This is a genomic window from Pseudomonas sp. BN505, from assembly GCF_029873175.1.
In the GTDB taxonomy this organism is placed as follows: Bacteria; Pseudomonadota; Gammaproteobacteria; order Pseudomonadales; family Pseudomonadaceae; genus Aquipseudomonas; species Aquipseudomonas putida.
The window spans coordinates 117,022-141,209 of sequence record NZ_SSOI01000050.1 but is presented as its reverse complement, the minus strand read 5'-3'; the positions used below and the strand labels follow the sequence as shown (position 1 = coordinate 141,209).

24 protein-coding genes are annotated in these 24,188 nt (G+C 63.2%); 10 read left to right on the top strand and 14 right to left on the bottom strand.

The window, feature by feature from the left end:
- The first annotated feature begins 36 nt into the window (after positions 1–36).
- Entirely contained in the window at positions 37–2,445 is a 2,409-nt protein-coding gene (locus tag E8E78_RS16695; RefSeq protein WP_280311679.1) for a TonB-dependent siderophore receptor, read from the top strand.
- 94 nt (positions 2,446–2,539) lie between these two features.
- Here E8E78_RS16695 and E8E78_RS16690 read toward each other — a convergent pair whose 3' ends face one another.
- Positions 2,540–3,205 (bottom strand): tellurite resistance TerB family protein, encoded by a 666-nt coding sequence (locus tag E8E78_RS16690; protein ID WP_280311678.1) that lies wholly within the window; start codon positions 3,203–3,205, stop codon positions 2,540–2,542.
- A gap of 202 nt (positions 3,206–3,407) precedes the next feature.
- Here E8E78_RS16690 and E8E78_RS16685 point away from each other — a divergent pair, with 202 nt between their 5' ends.
- The 5 genes from E8E78_RS16685 (at position 3,408) to E8E78_RS16665 (ending at position 8,724) form a co-directional block, all read left to right on the top strand.
- Positions 3,408–4,988 (top strand): mechanosensitive ion channel domain-containing protein, encoded by a 1,581-nt coding sequence (locus E8E78_RS16685; RefSeq protein ID WP_230676158.1) that lies wholly within the window; start codon positions 3,408–3,410, stop codon positions 4,986–4,988.
- A gap of 197 nt (positions 4,989–5,185) precedes the next feature.
- On the top strand, positions 5,186–6,172 hold the full coding sequence (locus E8E78_RS16680) for a DUF1852 domain-containing protein (protein ID WP_049277050.1): 987 nt from the start codon (positions 5,186–5,188) through the stop codon (positions 6,170–6,172).
- A 24-nt stretch (positions 6,173–6,196) separates the two neighbouring features.
- Positions 6,197–7,228, top strand: coding sequence for a methionine synthase (locus E8E78_RS16675; RefSeq protein ID WP_049277048.1), 1,032 nt, complete (start codon positions 6,197–6,199; stop codon positions 7,226–7,228).
- Positions 7,229–7,253: 25 nt separating this feature from the next.
- Positions 7,254–7,763 carry a flavin reductase family protein gene (locus E8E78_RS16670; RefSeq protein ID WP_280311677.1) on the top strand — a complete coding sequence of 170 codons (510 nt, stop codon included), beginning with the start codon at positions 7,254–7,256 and terminating at the stop codon, positions 7,761–7,763.
- Between the two features lie 16 nt (positions 7,764–7,779).
- Entirely contained in the window at positions 7,780–8,724 is a 945-nt protein-coding gene (locus E8E78_RS16665; RefSeq protein ID WP_049277113.1) for a LysR family transcriptional regulator, read from the top strand.
- 7 nt (positions 8,725–8,731) lie between these two features.
- Here the strand turns inward: E8E78_RS16665 and E8E78_RS16660 are convergent, their stop codons facing one another.
- Positions 8,732–9,739: a zinc-binding alcohol dehydrogenase family protein gene (locus tag E8E78_RS16660; protein WP_049277046.1), complete on the bottom strand. Its 1,008-nt coding sequence runs from the start codon at positions 9,737–9,739 to the stop codon at positions 8,732–8,734.
- A 173-nt stretch (positions 9,740–9,912) separates the two neighbouring features.
- Positions 9,913–10,710, bottom strand: coding sequence for an SDR family oxidoreductase (locus tag E8E78_RS16655; protein WP_049277044.1), 798 nt, complete (start codon positions 10,708–10,710; stop codon positions 9,913–9,915).
- Between the two features lie 106 nt (positions 10,711–10,816).
- On the opposite strand from E8E78_RS16655, the gene E8E78_RS16650 reads away from it, so the two are divergent.
- Positions 10,817–11,767, top strand: coding sequence for a GlxA family transcriptional regulator (locus tag E8E78_RS16650; protein ID WP_061202310.1), 951 nt, complete (start codon positions 10,817–10,819; stop codon positions 11,765–11,767).
- A 142-nt stretch (positions 11,768–11,909) separates the two neighbouring features.
- On the top strand, positions 11,910–12,746 hold the full coding sequence (locus E8E78_RS16645; protein WP_049277041.1) for a Ku protein: 837 nt from the start codon (positions 11,910–11,912) through the stop codon (positions 12,744–12,746).
- A gap of 21 nt (positions 12,747–12,767) precedes the next feature.
- On the opposite strand, the gene E8E78_RS16640 is transcribed toward E8E78_RS16645, so the two are convergent.
- The 9 genes from E8E78_RS16640 to E8E78_RS16600 all read right to left on the bottom strand — a co-directional run bounded on the left by E8E78_RS16640 (position 12,768) and on the right by E8E78_RS16600 (position 20,751).
- Positions 12,768–13,427, bottom strand: coding sequence for a glycosyltransferase (locus E8E78_RS16640; protein WP_049277040.1), 660 nt, complete (start codon positions 13,425–13,427; stop codon positions 12,768–12,770).
- Positions 13,424–14,023, bottom strand: a complete 600-nt coding sequence (locus E8E78_RS16635) for an SAM-dependent methyltransferase (RefSeq protein ID WP_232861002.1) — start codon at positions 14,021–14,023, stop codon at positions 13,424–13,426. Before E8E78_RS16635 ends, E8E78_RS16640 begins: the two co-directional genes overlap by 4 nt.
- A 10-nt stretch (positions 14,024–14,033) precedes the next feature.
- The gene (locus E8E78_RS16630) at positions 14,034–14,789 is read right to left on the bottom strand and encodes a PIG-L family deacetylase (protein WP_049277037.1); all 756 of its coding nucleotides are present in this window, start codon (positions 14,787–14,789) and stop codon (positions 14,034–14,036) included.
- Complete coding sequence (locus tag E8E78_RS16625; RefSeq protein WP_280311676.1) at positions 14,786–15,811, bottom strand: acyl-CoA dehydrogenase; 1,026 nt, start codon at positions 15,809–15,811, stop codon at positions 14,786–14,788. Before E8E78_RS16625 ends, E8E78_RS16630 begins: the two co-directional genes overlap by 4 nt.
- On the bottom strand, positions 15,808–18,276 hold the full coding sequence (gene ligD / locus E8E78_RS16620) for a DNA ligase D (protein WP_280311675.1): 2,469 nt from the start codon (positions 18,274–18,276) through the stop codon (positions 15,808–15,810). The genes E8E78_RS16625 and ligD overlap by 4 nt, the downstream gene beginning before the upstream one ends.
- 110 nt (positions 18,277–18,386) lie before the next feature.
- Positions 18,387–18,851 (bottom strand): DoxX family protein, encoded by a 465-nt coding sequence (locus E8E78_RS16615; RefSeq protein ID WP_016500123.1) that lies wholly within the window; start codon positions 18,849–18,851, stop codon positions 18,387–18,389.
- A 10-nt stretch (positions 18,852–18,861) separates the two neighbouring features.
- Positions 18,862–19,617 (bottom strand): DNA-binding domain-containing protein, encoded by a 756-nt coding sequence (locus E8E78_RS16610; RefSeq protein WP_049273110.1) that lies wholly within the window; start codon positions 19,615–19,617, stop codon positions 18,862–18,864.
- Positions 19,614–20,447, bottom strand: a complete 834-nt coding sequence (locus E8E78_RS16605) for a DUF692 domain-containing protein (RefSeq protein WP_061202315.1) — start codon at positions 20,445–20,447, stop codon at positions 19,614–19,616. Before E8E78_RS16605 ends, E8E78_RS16610 begins: the two co-directional genes overlap by 4 nt.
- Positions 20,448–20,463: 16 nt before the next feature.
- Entirely contained in the window at positions 20,464–20,751 is a 288-nt protein-coding gene (locus E8E78_RS16600) for a DUF2282 domain-containing protein (RefSeq protein WP_016500120.1), read from the bottom strand.
- 182 nt (positions 20,752–20,933) lie between these two features.
- Between E8E78_RS16600 and E8E78_RS16595 the strand changes: the two genes are divergently transcribed.
- Together E8E78_RS16595 and E8E78_RS16590 are read left to right on the top strand one after the other, a co-directional pair.
- Positions 20,934–21,521, top strand: coding sequence for a sigma-70 family RNA polymerase sigma factor (locus tag E8E78_RS16595; protein WP_280311674.1), 588 nt, complete (start codon positions 20,934–20,936; stop codon positions 21,519–21,521).
- The gene (locus E8E78_RS16590) at positions 21,508–22,149 is read left to right on the top strand and encodes a DUF1109 domain-containing protein (protein WP_197862678.1); all 642 of its coding nucleotides are present in this window, start codon (positions 21,508–21,510) and stop codon (positions 22,147–22,149) included. The genes E8E78_RS16595 and E8E78_RS16590 overlap by 14 nt, the downstream gene beginning before the upstream one ends.
- 23 nt (positions 22,150–22,172) lie before the next feature.
- Here E8E78_RS16590 and E8E78_RS16585 read toward each other — a convergent pair whose 3' ends face one another.
- Together E8E78_RS16585 and E8E78_RS16580 are read right to left on the bottom strand one after the other, a co-directional pair.
- Positions 22,173–23,192: an AraC family transcriptional regulator gene (locus E8E78_RS16585; protein ID WP_280311673.1), complete on the bottom strand. Its 1,020-nt coding sequence runs from the start codon at positions 23,190–23,192 to the stop codon at positions 22,173–22,175.
- Entirely contained in the window at positions 23,189–24,118 is a 930-nt protein-coding gene (locus E8E78_RS16580) for a GGDEF domain-containing protein (protein WP_280311672.1), read from the bottom strand. The genes E8E78_RS16585 and E8E78_RS16580 overlap by 4 nt, the downstream gene beginning before the upstream one ends.
- Positions 24,119–24,188: the final 70 nt, after the last annotated feature.

Sequence of the window (24,188 nt, the reverse complement as noted above, 5' to 3'; positions counted from 1 at the left end):
ATAGGCCATACATCAAAAAACATCGGGGAACTTCACATGCATCACCGCAGTATTTCGTCGTGCTACGTAACCCCGCTTGCCAGCACCTTGGGTCGCGCTGCAGCGGTTCTGATTGCCACTTCATCGCCAGTGTGGGCAGCCGCCGATAGCACCGTGCAACACTACGAAATTCCCGCAGCGCCCCTGGGCACTGCGCTCAATCAACTGGGCCAGCAAGCCCATTTGTTGTTGTCGTTTCCCAATGACTTGATTGCGGGGCAAAACAGCCCCGGCTTGAAGGGTGATTACACGATCGACGGCGCGTTACAGGCGCTGCTTGCGGGCAGCCAACTGATTGCGGTGCGCCAGCCGGATGGGCGATACACCCTCCAGCGAGCGCCGGCCTCTACCGCGCTGGAGCTTCAAAGCATTTCGATCTCGGGCAAGGCGCCCGGGTCGACTACAGAAGGTACCGGGCTCTACACCACCTACTCATCCAGCAGTTCGACCCGCCTGAACCTGACCCCCAAGGAAACCCCGCAATCGCTGACCGTCATGACCCGCCAGCGCCTGGATGACCAGCGCCTCACCAATCTCAGCGATACCCTCGATGCCACACCGGGCATCATTGTGTTACGCGACGGGCTGGGTGCGGAATCCGATGGTTACTTCTCGCGCGGCTTCGAGATTCAGAACTTTGAAATCGATGGTGTGCCCACCGTCAAGCGCATGGACAATTACACCCAGAGCATGGCCATGTATGACCGGGTGGAGGTGGTGCGCGGTGCTACCGGCCTGATCAGCGGCCTGGGCAGCCCTTCAGCGACGATCAACCTGATCCGCAAGCGTCCGACCTTCGAGGCTCAGGCCAGCGTCACCGCAGAAGCCGGTAACTGGGACCGCTACGGAACCGGCTTTGATGTATCTGGCCCGCTGACTGAAACCGGCAACGTACGCGGTCGCCTGGTCGCCGACTTCAAGACCGAGCAATCATGGGTCGACCGCTACAAGCAGGACTCGCAGCTGATCTACGGCATTACCGAGTTCGACCTGACTGAAGACACCTTGCTGACGATGGGCTTCAGTTACCAACGTACAGACGTTGACTCGCCCATGCGCTCCGGCCTGCCGACGCGCTTTACCGACGGGTCTCGCACCCACCTCAAACGCTCGCTCAATTCGGCTCAAACGTGGTCTTACAACGACCATGAACAAACCAGCTTTTTCACCTCGATCGAGCAGCAGTTCGCCAATGGCTGGAGCGGGAAGATCGAGCTGACCCACTCCGAAAACAAGTTTGACGAGGTCTTCAACTACGTCAACGGTAGCCTCAGCCCGGACGGAAGCGGCACCACGCAGTTGCCGGTGCGCTTCTCCGGGATCCCGCGCCAGAACAACATCGATGCCTACCTGACCGGCCCGTTCGGGCTGTTGGGCCGCGAACACGAGTTGATCGCCGGTGTGACCTTGTCCAACTACTACGAGAACGTGCCCAGCTACGGCGGCTGGAAATACGACTATTCCGGCTCGCCGGCTGGCGCGATCGACAACTTGCTGAACTGGAACGGCGGCTCGGTCAAACCGGAGTTCGACGTCACGGGCAAATCCACTGCCGACGAAACCCAATACGCCGCCTACCTCGCCACGCGACTGCACGTCACCGACGATCTCAGTGTCTTGCTGGGTAGCCGCGTGATCGACTGGCACCGTGACATCGAGGATAAGCCCTACAACGCAGAAAAAACCAAGACCAAGGAATCGGAAACCGGCGTCTACATTCCCTATGCCGGCGTGGTGTATGACGTCAACGACACGTGGTCGCTGTATGCCAGCTACACGAAAATCTTCAACCCTCAGTCGTCCTGGGTTCGCGACATCAACAACAAACCCCTGGATCCCATGGAAGGCACGGGTTATGAAGTCGGGGTCAAAGGCAGCCACTTTGACGGCAAGCTGAACTCCAGCGTCGCGCTGTTCAAGATCGAGCAGAACAACCTGGCCATCTGGATCGATACCCCAGGCGGCAACACGTACAAGTCAGAACAGGGCACCACCACCAAGGGCGCTGAGTTCACCCTGGACGGTGAACTGGCCGAAGGCTGGCAGGCATCCGCAGGTTATGCCTATGCGGTCAGCACCGACGCTGACGACCAGCGCATCGTTACCACCCTGCCTCGCCACAGTCTCAAGACGTTCACCAGCTACCGGCTGCCGGGAATTCTGAACAAGGTCACCCTCGGCGGCGGTGTGAACTGGCAGAGCAAAACTGGTGCCGACCTGCACACCTTCACTCAGGGCAGCTACGCCGTCACCAACCTCTTGGCGCGCTACGACTTCAACCAGCATCTGAGTGCGTCAGTCAACCTCAACAACGTGTTCGACCGCGAATACCTCAGCTATGCCGGCGACCACGGTATGTACGGTGCTCCAAGAAACATCATGACGGGCATCAAATACAACTTCTGAGGTACGTAGGCTCCAGGCTGAGGCCGCGACTGACCGACAGCTTTTTCGCAGTCCCTCAGACGTCTGGTTTGCACTGGGTAAATTGACAGCCCGTTCAGGCACCTGCCTTGGCTTGCTGCTCCAGATGCACCTGCAATGCCGGGTCGATTTGCAGTGCGCTGGCCAGTTCGTCAAGGTAGGCCCGCTCGGCGTCCTGCTGGTCATCCACCAGCATCACGCTGGCCAGGTACATTTCTGCTGCCATGGCCGGGTCCCGTGCCGACTGGGCCACTTCGGCAACATCGAGCGGCTTGCTGACTTCTTCATCCAGCCATTGCTGTAGCTGTGGGTCGCTGGTTTGACGTTTGATTTCAGCGTAAATCAGTTGCTCTTCCTGGTGGTCGATGCGGCCGTCTGCCTTGGCTGCCGCAATCAGCGCGCGCAAGATGGCATGGCTGTGGTCCTCGGCCTCGGGGCCGGACAACTGATCGACAGTACGCACCGCCTGTTGCGGGGCTGTCGCCTGGCTGCGCTGCCAGCTTTGATAGGCCTGGAACGCCATCATGCCCAGCGACGCCAGGGCGGCGAAATTGGTGCCGCCCGCAGAGCGCCCCTGGGGCAAGCCGCCCGTGCTGCTGCCAGCACGGCCACCTAACAGGCCACCCAGCAAGCCGCCCAACCCGCCCAGGCCGTCTTGCCATGACATGCCGCCGCTGCCTTGACGCCCTTGCGAGCCTTGCCCGGCGCGCAGCAACTGTTCGAGTAGATCACTGGTGTTCATGGCTGCGCCCCTCGCTCGGTAGTCGTTGCCCAGACAAGCAACGATAGCCCTCTCAAGGCGATTCGCCATGACCGTCTGGCCCCTGGGCCCGGCCGGTGGAGGCTGTGCTATCACTACAGCAACGCTGTTCGTGCCATGGGCCAGGGAGTGCGCAATGAATCGCTTTTTGACTGTGTTGCTGGTGCTGTGCGCCTTGCTGCCGATGGTGGGGCAGGGCAAGGACGCCATCGGCAGCGCCACCGATGGTATACCGGGTGAGCCGGCAGAACTGCAAATCGCCAACCGCAGCATTATCACGTTACACGCCACACTGCTGGGCGAAACGCCTGCTGCCCGCGTGCAGCGGGCCACGTCGGTGATCGAGGAGGCACTGCGCGGCACCGACGAGCTCAAGGTGAGCATTGACCCGATCGTCAACAGCCACCTGGTGCTGCTGGGTGGGCGCCGGGCCTTCATCGTCGCGCCGCAGGACCTGGGCGTGGAGGGCGGCGACACCCGCGCGGCCGCCGAGCAGGCAGCGGCCACCCTGCGCCAGGTGGTGGACGAAACCGGCGAGGCGCGCAGCTTGCGTTTTATGCTCAAGGCGCTGGGCTTTTCCGTCATCGCCACACTGGTGTTCGTGGTGCTTATCAAGGGCGCCAACCTGGGCCGGCGCAAGCTGCGCGGGCGCCTGACACAGTTGATGCGTGAGCGCGCGCGGCAGATCAAGGTAGGCCAGCTGCCATTGTTCGACATGCAGTACGTGTACTACCTGATCGACCGTCTGCTGCGCCTGATGTATTGGGTGATCGTGCTTTTGCTCAGCTACCAGTGGCTGAGCTTCGTGCTGTCGCAGTTCCCTTACACCCGGCCGTGGGGCGAAAGCCTCAACCTGCACCTGCTCGACCTGCTGCGCTACCTGCTCGACGGCATCCTGCACGCCATCCCCGGTATTGCCGTGGCCGTCATGATTTTCTTCATCGCCCGTGGCATCAGCGGTTTCAGCCGGCGCGTGCTGGAGCGGATGGCCCGCCCGGGCACATTGAAGTGGCTGACCGAAGAAACTCTGCGGCCCACGACACGGCTCACTTCGCTGGCGATCTGGCTGTTTGCCCTGGTCATGGCTTACCCGTACCTGCCCGGCTCTGGTACCGATGCCTTCAAAGGGCTTTCGGTGCTGTTGGGCTTGATGATTTCGCTGGGTGCCACAAGCGTGGTGGGACAGGCGGCGGCAGGGCTGATCCTGACCTACTCGCGCACACTGAAGGCTGGCGAATACGTGAGGGTAGGCGACAACGAAGGCACGGTGACCGAAGTCGGCATTTTCAACACCACCATTCGCACCGGCCTTGGTGAGGTGCTGACCCTGCCCAATTCAATGATCACCGGTTCGGTGACGCGCAACTATTCGCGGGCGGTGCAAGGGCAGGGCTATATTGTCGATACCGTGGTCACCATCGGCTATGACACGCCCTGGCGCCAGGTTGAGGCGATGCTGGTGGAAGCGGCGCAGCGCACCGATGGCATTCTGCAAAACCCCAGCCCGCAGGTGTTCCAGACCGGGCTTTCGGACTTCTACCCCGAATACCGCCTGGTGGCCCAGGCAGTGCCTAGCGCGCCAAGGCCGCGTGCGGAGTTGCTGAGCCTGCTGCACGCCAACATCCAGGACGTGTTCAACGAATATGGGGTGCAGATCATGTCGCCGCATTACCTGGGGGACCCGGTGCAGGAGAAGTGGGTGCCGCGGGACAAGTGGTTTGCCGCACCGGCGCGGGAGCCTGGCGGCGATGGCAACGATGCCTGAGCGCCGTTTGGAGCGCGGCGATCATCGAGTGGTGGTAGGGCACACTTTAACCTGGCGAATCTTTCGCATTATTGCCCGCGCCCGTCATGAGCATGGCTAAAGGTTCTGTGAAATCAATTCAGTTCCCTCGGTCATGCCCCCAACCTAAAATACCGGCTAATTATAGAGAGTATGGATATTTGAGCAGGCTCCCGGTCATGACGAATAAAGACTTCAAGTTTTCCATCAAGAGCATTCGCTTCGACGAGCACTATCACCCGTCCGAAAACACCCGCATTACCACCAACTTCGCCAACCTGGCGAGGGGCGCGAGCCGGCAAGAGAACTTGCGCAGCACCTTGGGGATGATAGATAACCGCTTCAACGCCCTGGCGCATTGGGATAACCCCAAAGGCGACCGCTACGCCGTCGAGCTTGACATCATTTCCGTCGAGATGAGTATCGATGCCGAGGGCAGCGATCAGGCGCTGCCGCTGATTGAAATATTGAAAACGACTGTTATCGACCGACAAACCGGCGAGCGCATCGCGGGCATGGTAGGGAATAATTTTTCTTCCTACGTGCGCGATTACGATTTCAGCGTAGTGCTGCTGGGGCACAATGCCAACCAGCCTGTGTTCAGCACGCCAGAGCATTTCGGAGAGCTGCACGGCAAGCTGTTCAAGCACTTCGTGAACTCAAGCACGTATCAGCAGCACTTCGACAAACCTCCGGTTATCTGCCTGAGTGTTTCCAGCAGCAAGACCTACCATCGAACGGATAATCAGCATCCTGTGTTGGGCTTTGAATATCAGCAGGATGAGTACTCCTTGACGGATACTTATTTCGAGAAGATGGGTTTGAAGGTGCGTTATTTCATGCCGCCCAACAGTGTTGCGCCGTTGGCCTTCTATTTTTCAGGCGATTTGCTCAGTGACTACACCAACCTTGAGTTGATCAGCACCGTTAGCACGATGGACACATTCCAGAAAATCTATCGTCCCGAAATCTACAATGCAAATTCTGCCGCAGGGAAGTGCTATCGGCCCAGCTTGCAGCATCAGGATTACTCGCTGACCCGTATTGTTTATGACCGGGAGGAGCGTAGCCGGTTGGCCATCGAGCAGGGGCAGTTTGTCGAGGAGCACTTTATCAAACCGCACCACGCGATGCTTGAGCAGTGGTCCGCCAATTACGCCTGCTGATTAACTTATATAAGGTTTTACCTCGTGAAAAAGCTGTTACCCACCTCGACTGCCGGCAGTTTGCCTAAACCCTCCTGGCTCGCAGAACCCGAAACGCTCTGGTCACCCTGGAAATTGCAGGATGAGGCGTTGATCGAAGGCAAACAGGATGCCCTGCGCTTGTCATTGCAGGAGCAGCAAAACGCCGGCATTGATATCGTCAGTGATGGTGAGCAAACGCGCCAACATTTTGTGACGACCTTCATTGAGCACCTGAGCGGCGTTGATTTCGAGAACCGCGAAACCGTCAGGATCCGTGACCGTTATGATGCCAGCGTACCGACGGTGGTGGGTGCCGTTGCCCGGAAAAACCCGGTGTTTGTCGACGATGCCAGGTTCCTGCGCCAGCAGACCAGTCAGCCCATCAAGTGGGCGCTGCCAGGCCCCATGACCATGATCGATACGCTGTATGACAGCCATTACAAAAGCCGTGAAAAACTGGCCTGGGAATTTGCCAAAATCCTCAACCAGGAAGCCAGGGAGCTGGAGGCTGCCGGTGTTGACATCATCCAGTTCGATGAGCCCGCCTTCAATGTCTTCTTTGATGAGGTAAATGACTGGGGGGTCGCCACTTTGGAAAGGGCCATCGAAGGCCTCAAGTGTGAAACCGCTGTGCATATCTGCTATGGCTACGGCATCAAAGCCAACACGGACTGGAAAAAGACCTTGGGATCAGAGTGGCGGCAATATGAAGAAGCCTTCCCCAAGCTGCAGAAGTCCAGCATCGATATCATTTCGCTGGAATGCCACAACTCCCATGTACCCATGGACCTGCTTGAGCTGATCCGAGGCAAGAAGGTGATGGTCGGCGCGATCGACGTGGCCAGCCACACCATTGAAACCCCCGAGGAAGTGGCCAATACCCTGCGCAAGGCCCTGCAATTTGTAGAGGCAGACAAGCTCTATCCTTGCACCAACTGTGGCATGGCGCCTCTACCGCGTAGGGTCGCCAGCGGCAAGCTCAGAGCGTTGAGTGCGGGTGCAGAAATCGTCCGCAGAGAACTCTCGTCCAGTTAAAGGCACCCGAACGTCAGGACTTACCATGTCACTTTCCAGTACTGCCATCGAGCCCTTGAGCTTTCGCGAAGCGCTCGGGCACTACGCCTCGGGCATCACGGTGATCACATCGCTCATCGACGGCAATCCGATCGGTTTCACGTGCCAGTCGTTCTATAGCGTGTCAATCAGCCCACCGCTGGTGTCATTCAGCGTGATGTCCAGTTCGGCCAGTTATCCCGGTATTCGTAGCGCAGGCCGATTCGCAGTCAATATCTTTTCGGGTGAACAGGTGGGCGTATCCAACCAGTTTGCCCGAAAAGGCACTGACAAGTGGCAGGGTGTCGATTGGCAGGTGTCGCCGCTGGGTAACCCGGTCATTGCCGGTAGCCTGCATTGGCTTGACTGCGAGATTCACGCCGAACACCCTGCCGGCGATCACTTGATCGTGGTGGGGGAAGTGAAAGCGCTGAACGTACATAACGCTGTGGCGACGCAACCATTGCTGTATTTCAAAGGACAATATTGCAACCTTGCCGCGCCTGGCGTGGCCTGAGCGTTGCCTTCTGCTCATGATTGACTTGAGACACCTACGCACTCTGCATGCCTTGCGCGAAACGGACAGCGTGCCCGAGGCTGCCGAACGCCTGCACCTGACCCAGTCGGCGCTATCGCACCAGTTTCGGGAGCTGGAAACCCGCGTTGGCATGCCCGTGTTTGTGCGCAAGTCCAAACCGGTACGCTTCACCACCGCGGGGCTCAAGCTGCTGCAGCTGGCCGACCAGGTGCTGCCGCTGATCCGCACAACGGAGCGCAACCTGAGCAAGCTGGCAGGCGGCACGGCCGACCGGCTGCACATCTCCATCGAGTGCCACAGTTGCTATCAATGGCTGATGCCCTCGCTGGACGAGTTTCGCTGCACCTGGCCGGAAGTCGAACTGGACCTGGCATCGGGGTTGTCGTTCGCGCCGCTGCCGGCCCTGGAGCGGGGTGACCTCGACCTTGTGGTGACGTCCGACCCGGTGCCCCTGCCCGGTATCACGTACGTGCCGTTGTTCGGGTACGAGGCCATGCTGGCCATCGACAAACATCATCCCCTGCGCGACAAGCCGTATCTGCAACCTGACGACATTGCCAGTCAGACCCTGATCACGTACCCGATCGAGCGCAACCGCCTGGACATCTTCACCCGTTTCTTCGACCCGGCCGACATCGAACCTGCCCAGGTACGTACTGCAGAAATGACCGTGATGATGATGCAGTTGGTGGCCAGCGGCCGTGGCGTTTGCTGCCTGCCGAACTGGGCGGTGCACGAGTACACCTCCCGTGGCTATGTGCTGGCCAGGCGCCTGGGCGAAGCAGGGTTGCAGGCCACCCTGTTCGCAGCAGTACGCAGCGACATGCTCGAAGTGCCTTACATGAGTGATTTCCTGCTCACGGCGAAAGACATTTCGTTTGCGACGCTGGAGGGCGTCAATGCGGTGTCTGGCCCCGCTGCGTGGCCGTCGGGCACCTGATCGGGCTTCAGAAACCTTCCAGCACGATCTTGCCGCGTGCTCTGCCACTCTCGATCATGGCGTGGGCACGCTTGAGGTGCTCGGCGTTGATCGTGCCGTAGTGCTCGCCCAGGGTCGTCTTGAGCGTGCCATCATCGACCAGCCGCGAAACGCGCTCGAGCAGTTGGTGCTGCTTGATCATGTCTTCGGTCTGGTACAGCGAGCGCGTGAACATCAGCTCCCAGTGCAGTGAAAGCGACTTGCGCTTGAGCGGCATCACATCCAGTTGTGCGGGGTCGTCGATCAGCGCGAGCTTGCCTTGTGGCCGCAGCACTTCCACCAGTTGCGCAAGATAGGTGTCGGTATGGGTCAGGCTGATGACGTAGTCGACCGGCCCCAGCTTGAGCGCTTCCAACTGAAGTGGAATCGATGCGCAGTGGTCGATCACATGGTGGGCTCCCGCTTGCTGCACCCAGGCCTGGGTCTCGGGCCGTGAGGCGGTGCCAATGACTGTGAGCTGCGTGAGCTTGCGGGCAAGTTGAACCAGGATCGAGCCAACCCCGCCGGCAGCACCGACCACCAGAAGGCTTTGCTGCTTGCCGCCGTTTTCTTCAACGCCCAGGCGGTCGAACAGCAGCTCCCAGGCGGTAATGGAGGTGAGCGGCAAGGCCGCGGCGCTGGCGTTGTCCAGGCTGCGGGGCTTATGCCCGACAATGCGTTCATCCACCACATGAAGCTCGCTGTAGCTGCCTGGGCGGTCAATGGCACCGGCGTAGAAAACCTCGTCGCCCGGTTGGAACAACGTGACCTGTGGCCCCACCTCGCGGACGACGCCGACAGCGTCCCAGCCGAGCACTTGTGGTTGCTCACCACCACGGCTTGCACGGATCTTGGTATCAACCGGGTTGACGGCAATTGCCCGGACTTCCACAAGCAGGTCACGGGGGCCCGGTTTTGGCGTGGGCAGCTGCGCGTCATACAGCGATTGTGGGTCGTGGATCGGTAGACCGGGCTGGGTGTAAACGACTGCCTTCATTGGCGTTGCCTCTTGGGGATGCGAAAAGTGGCTTCAGACTATTCGTTTCGATTAACTCAAAAAACAGCCTGAGTGGAGTAAGACTTTCTCGCTTGCAGTGAAAATGGTGTGAAGCGCCCGTGACCTGGCCTGGCCGCCCCACACATGCTCGACTACGTTCCATTCGCTGCTGATCAGCTGGCGCTGTAGCGCTGCGCGAGCCGGTTGCTGGACAGCTGGCCGAACAAGGCTTGCCGGCTGGCCTCAAAGTGGTCGAAGGCTTGCAGGTCGTGCAGCGACGGCAGGGAGATCAGCACGCCGTTGTCGAAGTCCTGCAGGGCACCGTTTACCAGGTCCTGGGCAGACATCACGATGCCTGGGTCCAGGTTCTCGACGGGCAAACCACCGGTCTGCCAGAAATCGGTCGCGGTGGCCCCGGGCAGTACTGCCTGAACCTGGATGCCTGTACCCGCCAGTTCCTTGTTCAGCGACTGGGTGAACGCGGTGACGTAGGCCTTGCTACCACCGTACACGCCGTTGAGCAGTTCGGGTGCCAGGCTGACGACGGACGAGATATTGATGACCGCGCCTTGCTTGCGAGCGACAAAGCCGGGGACAGCTGCATAGGTAAGGCGGGTGAGGGCGGTGACGTTGAGGGTGATCATGTGCGCCATGCGCTCAACGTCGCTTTCCAGCAGCCCGGTATGGGTACCGATACCGGCGTTGTTCACCAGCAGGCTGATGCTGGCGTCTTCGCGCAGTTTGCGTTCTACGTTGGCCAGGTCATCGGCGTTGGCCAGGTCTGCCGGGAATACTTCCACGTTCTGCCGGGTTTCGGTGGTAAGCCGGCCAGCCAATGCGTTGAGGCGCTCCCGGTCGCGTGCCACCAGCACCAGGTCATAGCCGCGACGGGCCAGGTGCTCCGCGTAAATCGAACCGATACCGGATGAGGCGCCCGTAATGAGCGCGGTGCCCTTGCTTTGCTGCGTCATGCTGATGCTCCGTGGGTTGGGTGTGGGGCCATCATGCAGCAGGTGGTGTTTGTCTCAAACGACGCATATAGTGCTGTTTTAGGACATTGCACAGAGGGGATCAGCGATGCACCGAGTCGGCTACCTCATCACCGAAGGCTTCCAGATCATGTCCCTGGCGACGCAAACCGTATTCGAGCTTACGAACATCATGGCGGGCGACGCGGTTTACAGGGTCCAGAACTTTTCCATCGGTGGCGGCACGGTGTGCTCGTCACTGGGGATGCATATCGACACGCTGCCCTTGGGGGCGCCGGGCCTGGCCGACACCTGGATGGTCACCGGCACGCTGACGCCTCTGACGCCCCCCAGCGAGGAGGTGCTCGCCAGCGTGCGGGGCTTTGTCGACGGTGCGCGCCGTACTGCTGGCCTTTGCACCGGCTGTTTTGTGCTGGCGCAAGCGGGCGTACTGGATGGTCGGCGCGCGACCACTCACTGGGCTTATGCGAACAAGTTGCGAGAGCTGCACCCGAAGATCGACGTCGAGGAAGACCGGATTTACATCGTCGATGGGCCGATATGGACGTCTGCCGGCATGACTGCCGCCCTGGACATGGCGCTGGGTATGGTGGAAAAGGACTTGGGCAGCGAAATGGCCAGGTCGGTGGCGCACAAGATGGTCATGCACCAACGCCGATCTGGCGGGCAGTCGCAACACTCCGAACTGTTGACGCTCTCGCCCAAGTCGGACCGTATCCAGAGCGCGCTGGATTACGCCCGCAAGCACCTCAGCCGCCCATTGAGCGTGGAAGAGCTTGCTGAAGTGGTGCATCTGAGCCCACGGCAATTCACCCGCGTGTTCACCGCCGAGACCGGCCAGTCACCGGCCAAGGCTGTCGAGAGCCTGCGGCTGGAGGCTGCCCGGCTGATGATCGAGCAGAGCCTGCACAGCCTGGATGTGGTGGCCAGGGAAACCGGCTTCAGGGACCGCCGGCATATGCGGGAGGTGTTCATCCGTGGTTTTGGGGTCCCCCCTCAAGCCGTGCGAAGGGATGCTCGGCGGCTGGTCTCCATCTGACGGCTCGGCTGCTTGCAGTCGGGTCAATTTATCCGGCATTGCAGACCCCCGTTGGCGTCGTGCAACCAAACTAAACCTTCGCACCCGTCGTCAGTCAGTTTCAGTAAGGGCTCCGTTCGCTGCTAACCCATAGGAGGTAGACATGGCGCGGGCTATCTGGAAAGGCGCGATCAGTTTCGGGCTGGTGCACATCCCGGTTTCGCTCAACGTTGCGGTGAGCTCCGAGCGCGTGGATTTTGACTGGCTCGACAAGCGCAGCATGGAGCCGGTGGGCTACAAGCGGGTGAACAAGGTAACCGGCAAGGAGATCGACAAGGACAACATCGTCAAGGGCGTGGAGTATGAGAAGGGCCGCTACGTGGTGATCAGTGAGCAGGAAATTCGCGATGCTCGCCCTGAAGCGACCCAGACCATCGATATTTTCTCGTTCGTGCAGGCTGGCGAGATTCCGCTTCAGCACTTTGACACACCTTACTACCTGAGCCCTGACCGGCGCGGCGGCAAAGTCTATGCGCTGTTGCGCGATACGCTGGAGAGCACCGGCAAGGTAGCCCTGGCCACCGTGGTGCTGCATACCCGTCAGCACCTCGCGCTGCTGCGGCCACTGGAAGACGCCCTGGTGCTGATTACCCTGCGCTGGCCCGAGGAGGTGCGCAGCATTGAAACCCTGGAGCTGGACAAGAGCGTGACCGATGCCAAGGTCGACAAGCGTGAGCTGGGCATGGCCAAACGCCTGGTCGAAGACATGAGTGGGTCCTGGGCCCCGGACGAGTATCACGACGCATTTCGCCAGACCATTCTCGACCTGGTGGAAGAGAAAGCCAGCAAGGGCAAGATCGAGACAGTGGCCAAAGGGGAGGGCGCCAGCGCGGAGAAAGGCGCGGATATCCTCGACCTTACCGAACTGCTCAAACGCAGCCTCGGTGGCAAGGCCAAGGGCGCAAAACCGGCTAGCAAACGGCCGCGCAAGGCCTCCTGATGGTAGAGACTCGCCAGGTGGTCACACCTGGCCTTCCAGGCCACTGAGATAGTCGGCGAACCCCTGTTTTGCGCGGCTATCACGCCGGCTGCTGGTGGCCACGCTGTGTTCGGCGGTCCAGACGATCTGCGCCCCGCTGGCTTGCAGGGCCATCACCAGTTGAACATCCTCGTGGGCCGGAAGCGGCTGGAACCCGCCAACGCGTTCGTAGGCCTTGGCACACACACCGAGGTTGGCACCATGAATATGCCTGTGCCCCTCGCGGGCCTGGTAAAGGCTGCGGTACAACCGGCGCAGGGCGATGCTTTGCCAGGGTTGCCAGCGCTCGATGTGCACCGTGCCGCACACCACCTCGGCGCGCCATTGCAACTGCGATGTCAGCCAGTGCTGCGGGACGCGGCTGTCGGCGTCGGTGCATGCCAGCCATTGGGCGCCGCGGGCGATCATCCATGCCGCGCCCGCTCGCCGGGCGACGCCGACATTGCCAGCGTCCACTTCAAGGGTATGCACACCGTGGCGTCGGGCCACGAGCGCACTGGTGTCGCTGCAACGGTCTAGCACCACCAGCACCTCTACCGCCAAGCCTGCCGCCTCGGCTCGCGCACTTGCAGCCTTGACCGCCTTGAGGCAGTGCCCCAGGCGCCGGGCCTCGTTGTGGGCGGGTATGATGACGGCGATCATGGGCAGGGCTCATTCAGGTCGACCACGCTGGGCTGGCACGTCCAGTACTCGAGTAGAAAGTCGGCCTCCTCGTGACGCAATAGCGGATACAGCGGCAAGTGCCTCGCCAGCAGGGCATGAACCTCGCGGCCGTCCTGTGGGCAACCGGCAATGGGGTGGCGCCAGTGGCAGGCGAGCAGGGCGCCATCGGCCGTGAGGCTGGCCACCGACTGCTCGATCACCTGCAGCCAATCGGTGGGGTCGAGGTAGTAGCCGATTTCGCTGAGCACGATCAGGTCGAACTGCCCGCCTGGCCAGTCGCCCGGCAGATGCCCTTGCTCGACCTGGGCATGGTTCGCGGTCCCCAGGCGCTGGCGCGCCAGCCCCACGGCGGTCGGGTCGATGTCCTGGCACAGCAAGCTGACGCAACGCTCGGCCAGCAGCACGCTCAGCTCGCCGTTGGCACAGGCCGGCTCGAACACGCGCTCATAGCGCTGACGGGGCAGGCTGGCCAGCAGCAGGTCGCGCTTGCGCCGTTCGTACCAGCGGGTGCGAAACGCCCAGGGGTCCTCGCTGTCGGCGTACAGGTCGGCGAAGTATTGCGCATCGAGGCTCATGGCGACTCCATCACAGGAAAACCAGTTCAAATGGTTGCAGCAGGCACGCCTGCAAATGCGCAGGCAGCACGGGCGGGCGATCACCGTCTGGTTGCAATTGGCTGGCATGGGCAGCCAAGGCCTCGCGCTTGCGGGCCTGGCGCGTTTCGTCGACCTGCAAGCGATGCGCCCGCGACCAGGGCAGGCGTGGGTCGTCGGGTGCGGCCCAGTGCCAGGCCCACACCGGCGCTTCGGCCAGCTGTGCCCTGCGCGCCTGGGCTGCCTGGGCAGCGGCGCGGCCTGCAGCCTCGTGGTCGCAGTGGCCGTCGCCACGCCAGGTGGTCAGCAACAGGTCGTCGGGCTCCAGCAACTGTTCCAGGTGACGGACCAGGAAGGCCTCATCGCGGGGCAATGCGCCGTCCTTGAGGTTGAGCCGCCGCCAGTCCAGGCGGTTGAGGTCCAGGTCTAGCTGCTGCAGGGCATGCCGACTCTCCAAGGGGCGCTGGTGACGCAAGCGCTGCTCGGTCCAGTGTGGTGAGTGCGGATGGCTGCCCTCGCCGTTGGTGGCGGAAATCAGCACCAGGTCCTGTTCGCGCCCGCGAAAACTGGCAAGCAGCCCGCCGGCCATGAGCACCTCGTCGTCCGGGTGCGGCGCCAGCAGCACCAGGCGTCGGCCGGGTGGGCACAGCTGCTCGGGCGCAAGCCAGGTGGCGCGTGCCAGATGCGCAGAATGCTGCCAGTCACTCCACGGCGTGCCCGTGGCCGCATCAATAAGGTTCTCGCTCATAGCTGCCATGCTCCTGTCGGTGTGCTGGTCACTTGCTGACCCAGTTCGGCCAAGTCGCGTTCAGCGTGGCTTTGGCGCAGGTACACCGGCAGGTCGGCGCTAAGCCGGGCGAAATGGCTGCTGCGGCAGAAGGGGGTAGCCCCCAGGGCTCGGCCAACATGCTGAATGACCTGTTCGACCGCCTGCTCGATCTGGGCGCGGGTGCGGCGTACCTCGAAACTGGCGTCGTCCTGGGGGTGCTGGTCGATCCACGCGGCGCACTCGCGAAGGGCGGCGCGGGCACCGTACAACGCCGCATCGACCGCCCCCAGGTGGGCATCGGCATGGGGGTCGGGCCGAGGTTTGTTGCAGTGCTCGCGCAGGTAACCTGCCAACGCCTCGGCCGCGCCGTACCAGCAGGCAGCGATACCTGCGCCGCCCTGCCAGAAGCCTGGGCGGGACAGGTACTGGCCGGGTGTGCCGATGGCCAGCCCCGGTGAGTTGTCGAACTCGACGGTAACACTGGCGGTGCTGGCCATGCCTACGGCCTGCCATTGCTCGGCCTGGATGCGCTGGCTGGGGTGTGACAGTTCAATGGCCACCAGCTGTGGCTGGTCATTCTCCCAGGCGGTCAGCAGCGCTCGATCGATCTGCAGCGCGCCCGAGCACCATGCTTTTCGGCCTTGCAGCTGAACCCGTTCGCCATGGCGCGCGACGATGTGGGCCCTGGCATCCGGCGGCTCCGCGGCCCACATGCCCCAGATACCGTCGTGAGCATGCTGGGCGGCGCCGCACTCGGCGAGGACCGCCAGGGCATCGGTGTGGCCTTCATACAGCTTGGCCAGGCCGAGATCGCAACCGGCAACCCGCGCCAAGGCCCGCCAGCGCTCGAGGGTGCGCCCGTGGCCGGGCAGGGGTAGCAGGTCTAGCTGTTCGGCTCGAAGTGCCTGCAACAGTTCAGGCAGCAAGGGGTCGAGATCGATGGCCCGCGAACGGGTACCGAAGCGGTGCAGCAGGCGGTCGAGGTGAGCGAAGTCCATCATGCGATCCCCAGTTGCTTGCGCATGCGCAGGGTGATCGATTGCCGGGTCGAGCCAAGCTCGGCCCAAGGGTCGTCCACCTGCGCAAGCCGCGCCTGCAAGTTGCCGATATTCCATTGGTTGGCACTCTTGAGTTTGGGCAGCTCCTCGCGCCAGATCGGCACCGACACTGGCAGGCCTTCACGGGCGCGCAGCGAGTAGGCGGCCACGGTGGTAGCGCCCTTGCCGTTGCGCAGGTAGTCGATGAAGATGCGCCCGACCCGGTTCTTGGGCCCGGAGACCGCGCTGAGCCGGTCCGGGAACAAGTCTGCCATGTGTTTGACCAGGGCATGGCTGAAGTCCTTCACTTCCTCCCAGCCGGCACGACGGGTGAGCGGCACGACCAGGTGCATGCCTTTGCCACCGCTGGTCTTGAGAAACACCTTCAGGCCCAGCTCATCGAGCAGGGTGAGGGTCAGCTGGGTGGCCTCGAGCATGGCCTTCCATGGCAATGCCGGGTCGGGGTCGAGGTCGAGGATGAAGCGGTCAGGCCTGTCGAAATTTTTGTCGGTGGCGTTCCAGGTGTGCAGTTCAAGCATGTTCATCTGTACTGCGCCCAACAAGCTCTCGGCGCTGTTGAGCACCATTGCCGCCTGGCCGGCCTGGGCCTTGGTGTAGCTGGTCAGCTTGGGCAGGTGCAACTGCCCCGCGTGCTTCTGAAAGAACAGCTCGCCGTCCAGGCCCTCCGGTGCGCGCACCAGCGCCACGGGGCGGTGTTCGAGCTGTGGCAGCAGCCAGTCGGCGACTTGGGCGTAGTACTCCGCCACCTGTCGTTTGCTGGTGCCACTGGTCTTGTCGATCACGCGGTCGGGGTGGGTCAGGTGCAGGTTGCTCAAACCCTTGGGCTCTGCATGTGCTGCGTTCGTTACCGGCATGGCACGTTCCAGGGCAATGGCAGTGGCGGGCTTGTCGTCGCGCAACCCGTGAAAAACCGCGTGGCGCACGATCCCTGTGCGGGTCATCTGGGCGTAGGCGACCTCGGCCAGCAGTTCTGGCTTGAGCCAGTGCACGCCCCGCGCATCGGCACCGCTGGGGGGCTCAGGCAAGGGTGGCTTGGCGGTGTGCAGGGGTTTCAGGCGGGTGAGGATGCTCGTCAGCGTGGCAGCACTGAAGCCGGTGCCCACCTTGCCGGCGTAGCGCAACTGGCCGCTGTCGGTGTCGTGCAGCGCCAGCAGCAGGGCCCCAAAGCCTTGGCGGCTGCCCTTGGGCGCGGTGTAGCCGACGATCACGAACTCTTGGCGTTGCGTGCACTTGAGCTTGACCCAGTCGCTGCTGCGCCGGCCAACGTAGGGGCTGTCGGCGCGCTTGCCGATCAGGCCTTCCAGGCCTAACCGGCAGGCGCTGTCGAGCAGCGCGTCGACCGGCTGGTTGAAGTCTTCGGAAAACTTCAGGATGGCCGATGCGTTGTGCTTCAGCAGTTTGGCCAAGGTCGCCCGGCGGTCTTGCACAGGCAGTTCACGCAGGTCCTTGCCGCCGAGGTAGGGCAGGTCGAACAGGTAGTAGGTAATGTCATCGTCGTGCTCGTTGTCGAAGACGGCCTGCAAGGCCTGGAAGTCGGCCACGCCGTTTTCGTCTGTGACCACCATCTCACCGTCCAGCCATGCCGAGTCGAGCCCCAGCGCTTTCAGCGCCTGCACCTGATGGGGCAGCTTTGCGCTCCAGTCGTGGCCATTGCGGGTAAACAGGCGCACATCGTCCCCGTCGATGCGGGCCAGCATGCGGTAACCATCGAACTTGACCTCGTATCGCCAGTCACCCTCGGGGGGGGAATCGGCCAGGGTTGCCAGCTGCGGTTGGAGCATCTCCGGCAGGGCGCCAGCGCTGGCCTTGCGCTTGCGCGTGGAGGTCGCCGCCTTGGCTGGGCGGCGGGGGACCAGTGTACGGTCGCTCAATACGCTGTCCGGCAGGGCTTCGACGATGCTGTAGTCCGCTTCGCTGCGGGCCTCGCCATCGTGGGACTTGACCAGCATCCACTGCTCTTTCTTGCCAGCCAGGTGGGTACGAAACAGGTTCCAGACACCCGACAGCTTTTCACCTTGCAGGCGAAAGCGCAGCTTGCCCTTGGCATAGGCCTCGCGCGGGTCGCCTTCGGGCTCCCAGAGCCCCCGGTCCCACACGATCACGTCGCCGGCGCCGTAGTGGCCTTCAGGGATGTGCCCTTCGAAGCTGGCGTAGTCCAGCGGATGGTCTTCTACATGCACGGCCAGGCGGCGGACCTTGGGGTCGAGGGAAGGGCCCTTGGGAATCGCCCAGCTTTTAAGGGTGCCATCCAGCTCCAGGCGAAAGTCATAGTGCAGGTGGCTGGCGTCGTGCTTCTGGATGCAGTACTGCAACCCGTGAGCCGGCCGTGGGTGGGCACGCTTGCCGGCCGGCTCGGGTGTGGCGTTGAAGTCACGCTTGCGCAGGTACTCCTGCAGGGGCTTGGCCATGGCGGGCTCCGGGACAGTTTGCGGTCTCTTCATTGGGAGAGGGCGCCTGCGCATGGAGTTCAAAAAAAGCGTGGGGTCGCGGACCGACGAACCGGCCCACTGCCAGAGGCTCAACGCAGCCCCAGGGCCCGGTCCAGCGACAACCTACCGGCGCCTCGCGCGATCAACAGTAGCAATAAGGCCGCCCACGTCAGATGGGTCGGCCAGGCATCCGGGTAGACGAAAATCTCGATCACCGTGGTCATGCCCAGCAGGGCCAGCGCCGACAGCCGGGTAAACAGGCCAAGCACCAGCAACAGGGGGAACAGGTGTTCGGCATAGGTGGCCAGGTGGGCCGCAAGCCAGGGCGAAACCAGCGGCAGGGCATATTCGCTCTGGAACAGGTCATAGGTACTGGGTGTGATGCTGAGAAACCCTTCGACCTTGGTGCGCCCGGACAGGAAGAATGTCGAGGCGATGGCCATGCGCGCCACCAGGCACAGCAGGGTGTCGCTGAGCAGTAGCTGTGCACGATCGGCGAGGTGGTTCCAGCGTTGGCGCAGGCTGTCGGAGCGGGTGGCGTGGAGGGTGTCCATGGCGTTTCCTTCAGGCGAATGCAAGTGGATGGAATGCCTGGGCTGCCAGCAGCCTGCCGAGCAGGTCGGTGAAGTCCAGGTCGGGTTGGCGTGCGAGTGCAACCTGTGAGGCCTGCTCCAACGGCAGACCTTGAGCGCAGGCATCGAGAAAGGCACAGCCGCCGACCTCTAGCGCTTGCTGGGCGACACCTTCGGCGGTGCCACTGAACACAGCACCTTCGGCGACCCAGGGCTGGTCATGCGGCCACGCCTGGCCTTCGCGGCTGTGCTGCCACAGGCTGAACGCCGGGTGCCGTGCGAACCAGCGCCAACGCACACTGCGGCGGGGGGCCAGGTAACTGTTCGCCAGGTCGGTGGCCGTCATGCCGGCCAGGTCGGCAAGCGCGAGGGAGGGCTCGCGGGGGGCGCTGAACGCCTCGCACCAGGCGAAATCCAGGCGTGCGACGTCGGCCAGGTATGGCAGGCCGTGCTGGGCCTGCATCTGCTCGAGAAAGTCGGCGAAGGCCGCGCCATAGTGGATCAGCCGCGGGTCGTCGGGGGGCGTTCGTTGCGCATAGGCGCTCGCGGCGTCCTGCATCCAGGCCGGGCCTGTCAGCGCTTCGACACTGGGGAAGTTTGCCCGCAGGGCATCGACGCAGCCCGCCAGCACGCTGTTGCGGTACACCGCAAAAGCAGCGTGCCCGGTCAGCGCGGCCAGCTGCGGGGCAGGGCGGTGATACAGCGCTTCGACGAAGGCGGCCTGAAACTGGCCAAGGGAAAGCGTCATGGTCGTGCTCCTGCGCTATCGAGCAGTGCCTGGGCGGTGTCGCGTTCGGCCAGCAACTCGCTGAACGCGGGCAGGTTGCCGTCACGCTCGATGAGGGTCGGGCGCGGGCCGATGCGGGTGATCAACTGCTGGTACAAGGCCCAGACCGGCGCGGCGATGGTGGCGTCGTGGGAGTCGATCAGCAGGCTGGCCTGGGCGTCGTGGCTGTGGCCGGCCAGGTGGATTTCGCTGATGGCCTGGGCCGGGAAGCGCGCCAGGTACGCCGCTGCGTCGAACCCGAGGTTGTGGGCACTGACGTGCACGTTGTTGACGTCCAGCAACAAGCCGCACCCCGTGCGCCGCGCCAGTTCGGCTAAAAAGTCGATTTCGTCCCAGTCATGCCCTTCCATGGGCAGGTAGTGGCTGGGGTTTTCCAGCGAAATGCTGCGCCCCAGCGCATCCTGGGTGCGCTGCACGTTGTCGCTGATGCGGACCAGGGCCTCGTTGCTGCGGGGAAACGGCAGCAGGTCGGGCAGGTATTGCCCGCGCCAGCTCGACCATGCCAGGTGCTCCGATACCAGCGCCGGCTGCAGCTGGTCGATCAGCGCCCGCAGGCGGTGCAGGTGCATTTCGTCTGGCGCGATGTCCGCCGCCAACGACAGCGCGACACCGTGCAGCGACAGCGGATGGTGTTCGGCAATGCGTTGTAGCCAGGCCATGCGTGGGCCGCCGAGCATGTAGTTTTCCGGGTGCACTTCGAACCACAGCCCGCTGGCCCGGCACGTCCAGGCGTCGGCATAGTGCTCAGCCTTCAGCCCAAGGCCGGCGCCTGCAGAGTAAGTCCCGTTCATGATCGGCGGCCTGCGCTCAGGACTTGAGCGGGGTCAGCGAGCCCATGCCGTTGGGCGTCTTGATGGACGTGCAGGTACCGGCGGGCACGTTCTTCCAGTGCATGCCGTCGTAGTCCTTCTTGGCGCTACCGGCGCAGCTGGTGCCGGCGCCGGCCTTGCAGTCGTTCTTGCCAGCCATGGCGACGCCGTAGCATTTTTCCATGGCGGCGCCAGTGGTGGCTGTGTTGGTCGCGTCAGCGGCCAGGGCAACACCGGCCAGCGAAGCCAGGGCAAGTGCGGCAGTGGCGAGGGCGAGAGTTTTCATGATGCGTCTCCGGGAAGTGGGGCCGTGGTGGTTACCGGCGGCTCATGGAGTAGTTCGCAGCGTGGGTTGAACGGGTTACAGCAGCTTGAAAAATTTTTCCGGCGGTGTGCCAGTCGCCTAACGTATGAAGGCGGCACGCGTTGAATGGAAAACTTTCACGTTGGGTGTAACCAAGGTGGTCGATGCTACGAACTACTTCTCAGCAGGCGCTAAGCGCGCGCGAGGCCCAGTTGCAGGCACTGCTGCTCCAAGGCCTGGCGGGCGATGCAGCCGCCTATCGGGCGTTTCTGGCGGCGCTGGCGACGCATGTGCGAGGCTTTTTGCTGCGGCGCCTGGGGCAACGCCCCGCGGATGTCGAAGACATGCTGCAAGAGGTGTTGTTGGCGGTGCACAACGCCCGCCATACCTACCAGGCGCAGCAACCGTTGACCGCCTGGGTACAGGCCATTGCCCGCTACAAGCTGGCGGATCACTATCGCAGTTACGCTCGCCACGGCGCGTTGCACGAGGCGCTGAACGATGACAGCGACCTGTTCGCGCCCGGCGAGGAAGAAGCGGCCCAGGCGACACGCGACCTGGGCAAGCTCCTGGAGCAGTTGCCGGCGCGCCAACGGCTGCCCATCGTCCATGTCAAACTGGAGGGGTTGTCGGTGGAAGAGACCGCGCGCATGACCGGTCTTTCCAGTTCGGCGGTGAAAGTGGGCATCCACCGGGGCCTGAAGGCACTGGCCAAGCTGATTGGAGGCAAGGGCGACGATGAAGACCGATGACTTGATTGCCTTGCTGGCGGCCGGGGAAGGGCCGGTGGACCGTCACGCGCTGGGCCGGCGCATGTTGTTGGCGCTGGTGGCTGGCGGGTTGGTCGCGGTATTGCTGACGGTGGCCATCTTCGGCGTGCGTGGCGACCTGGCGCAAGTGGCGCACACCCCGCTGTTCTGGGCCAAGCTGGCCCTGCCCGGCAGCCTGGCGTTGCTAGCGCTGTGGCTGACCCAGCGGCTGGCCAGGCCGGGGGTGAAGGGGGGGCTGCTGTGGGGCCTTTTGGGGCTACCGCTGCTGCTGGTCTGGCTGGGCGCGGCGATCAGCCTGCTGGGGGCGCCGGTGGACGCCCGGGCGGACCTGCTGTTGGGGCGCACCTGGCGCACCTGCCCGCTGAACATCACCTTGCTCTCGGTTCCCACTTTCATCGCGGTGTTCTGGGCATTGCGCGGCCTGGCACCCACCCGCCTGCGGCAGGCCGGGGCGGCGGGTGGCATGCTTGCGGGGGCCACGGCCACCCTGGCTTATTGCCTGCATTGCCCGGAAATGGCCGTGCCGTTCTGGGGGCTGTGGTACGTACTGGGGTTGCTGGTGCCGACCGCTGTGGGGGCGGCGCTAGGGCCGCGTTTATTACGTTGGTAATCCCGGCACGACAATCCCGGGCATCAGCCCCACAAGGCTTCCAGTTCACTTGGCACACGCCCGGTCCAGCGCTTGAACGAACGGCGGAAGTTGGTGCTGTCGCTGAAGCCCAGGTACTGCGCAACCGCGTCGTTGCTGTAGCCCTTGACCTGGTAGAGGTACAGCGCCTGGTCGCAGCGCACCTGGTCCAGTTGCTCCTGGAAGTTGGAACCATGACGGGCCAGGCGGCGCTTGAACGAAGCGGGGCTGGTGGCGAAGGCGGCGGCTACCCGTTCCAGGTTCAGCGGCTGGCGAATCAGCCCGAGCAGGTGCTCGTAGACCAGGTCGAGAAAACTCGCCCGCCAGCCCCAGGCCGCCAGCTGTGCATCGCAGGCCTGGCGTGCCACGTGCTGGGCGGTCGACCCGGCACCCGGCCAGGCACGCAGCAGGTATTCGCGGGGCAGGCTCATCACCGTGGATGGGCAGTCGAAGGCCAGAGAATCGCCCAGGTGTACCCAGTACTGTTCGACGTAGGCCGGTTCGGCATGGCGGAACCGGAAACGCCAGGGCAGGTGCTCTTGCTGCTGGCGCCGCGCGAGGGCCACCACCGCTGTCATGCTGGCCTCCAGCAGGAAGCGGCGCTGCTCGTCGATGGCGCAGCTTTCCCGCCAGTACAGGTGCAGGTAGTGCTCATCGAGGCGCAGCACCGGGCTGAGCAACGGGGACAGCAGGGCGCGGTATTGCTCGATGCGCTCCAGGGCCTGCAGCAGGTGGTCGGCCTGCTCCAGCAACAGGCTGGCGGCACCGTGGTGCCCGGGCCACAGGCGCTGGCCGTAGAGAAAGCTGGTGTCGTCGGCATCGAGCAGCCGCTGCGCATTGCCGATCAGGCGAAGGAACTGCTGTGGGCTGATCAGCGCTTGGCCGCTGACCACGTCGTCGTAAAACAGCCCGCAGCCGCGTAGCAGGTGATGGGTGTCGATCTGCCGCGAACGCGCCAGGTCGATCAGCGCAGCGGGCAGGTGGTGGGCGGTGATGAAGCGGCTGTCGCCGTCATAGCCGTTCATGCCCGTTGTACCTGGTGCGTCTGGCGGCTCTTGGCCTGGGCCAGGGCGTAGTTGAGGCGTTTCAGCAGGTGGTCTTCGTCTTCGTCCAGCGCCATCACGCTGGCCACCGTGGCGGTCAGGTGCAGGCGTTCGCCATGCCGGCCGGTGTGATGGGCGAGGTGGGCGATGCTCTGGCGCAGCGACTCGGCCATGGCCTGGGCCTGGCGTTCGCCGGTGTTGGGCAGCGCCGCGACGAAGCGGTCGCCGGCCAGGCGGCAGAGTATGTCGTGCTGGCGCAGGTTGAGCAGCAGCAGTTGGGCGACCACTTGCAGCACCAGATCGCCTTCTTCCTGGCCATAGCGCTGGTTGATCTGGTTGAAATCGTCCAGGTCGACGACGATCAGCGACAAGGCTTGCTGTTCGCGGGCGGCTTGGGCAATGGCCTGCTGCAGGTGCTGGCGCAGGTACCGGGCACCGGACAGCGGGGTAAGCTTGTCGAACAGGCGGTGCTCGCGGAACAGTTGCTCACGCTTGCGCATCTGTGCGGTGATGGCGTGCTGTTCTTGCTGCAGGTGGTACATGCCCAGGGTCAGCAGCAGCATGCCCAGCGGCATGGGCGCAGTCTCCAGCCAGTTGTCCCAGACCGCGTCGTCGGGCAGGCGGATGAATTCGTCGAGGGTGTCCATCCACATCGAGAAGGCGATGAAGCACAGGCCCAGCGAAAGCAGGCGGGTGACCCGGCCAGCAGGGCGCCCGCGTAGCAGCATCACTAGCCAGCCGCAGAGGATCAGGCAAGTGCCGCCCTCGCCGGCGACGTCCGTCCAGTTGATCTCGGCCCACGCTTTAAGCGTGCCGGCGGCGAGGTAGACGAGCAGGCCGGCGTTGGCGGCCAGTACCAGGCCGACCAGCGTAAGGGCGTGCTGTTTGAACAGGGGGTTGAGGCGCATGGGGTGTCCTGTGAGTGTGTCATTGCCTGTGCCGGCACTGTCGCCGGCACAGGCAGAGCAGCATGCAAGG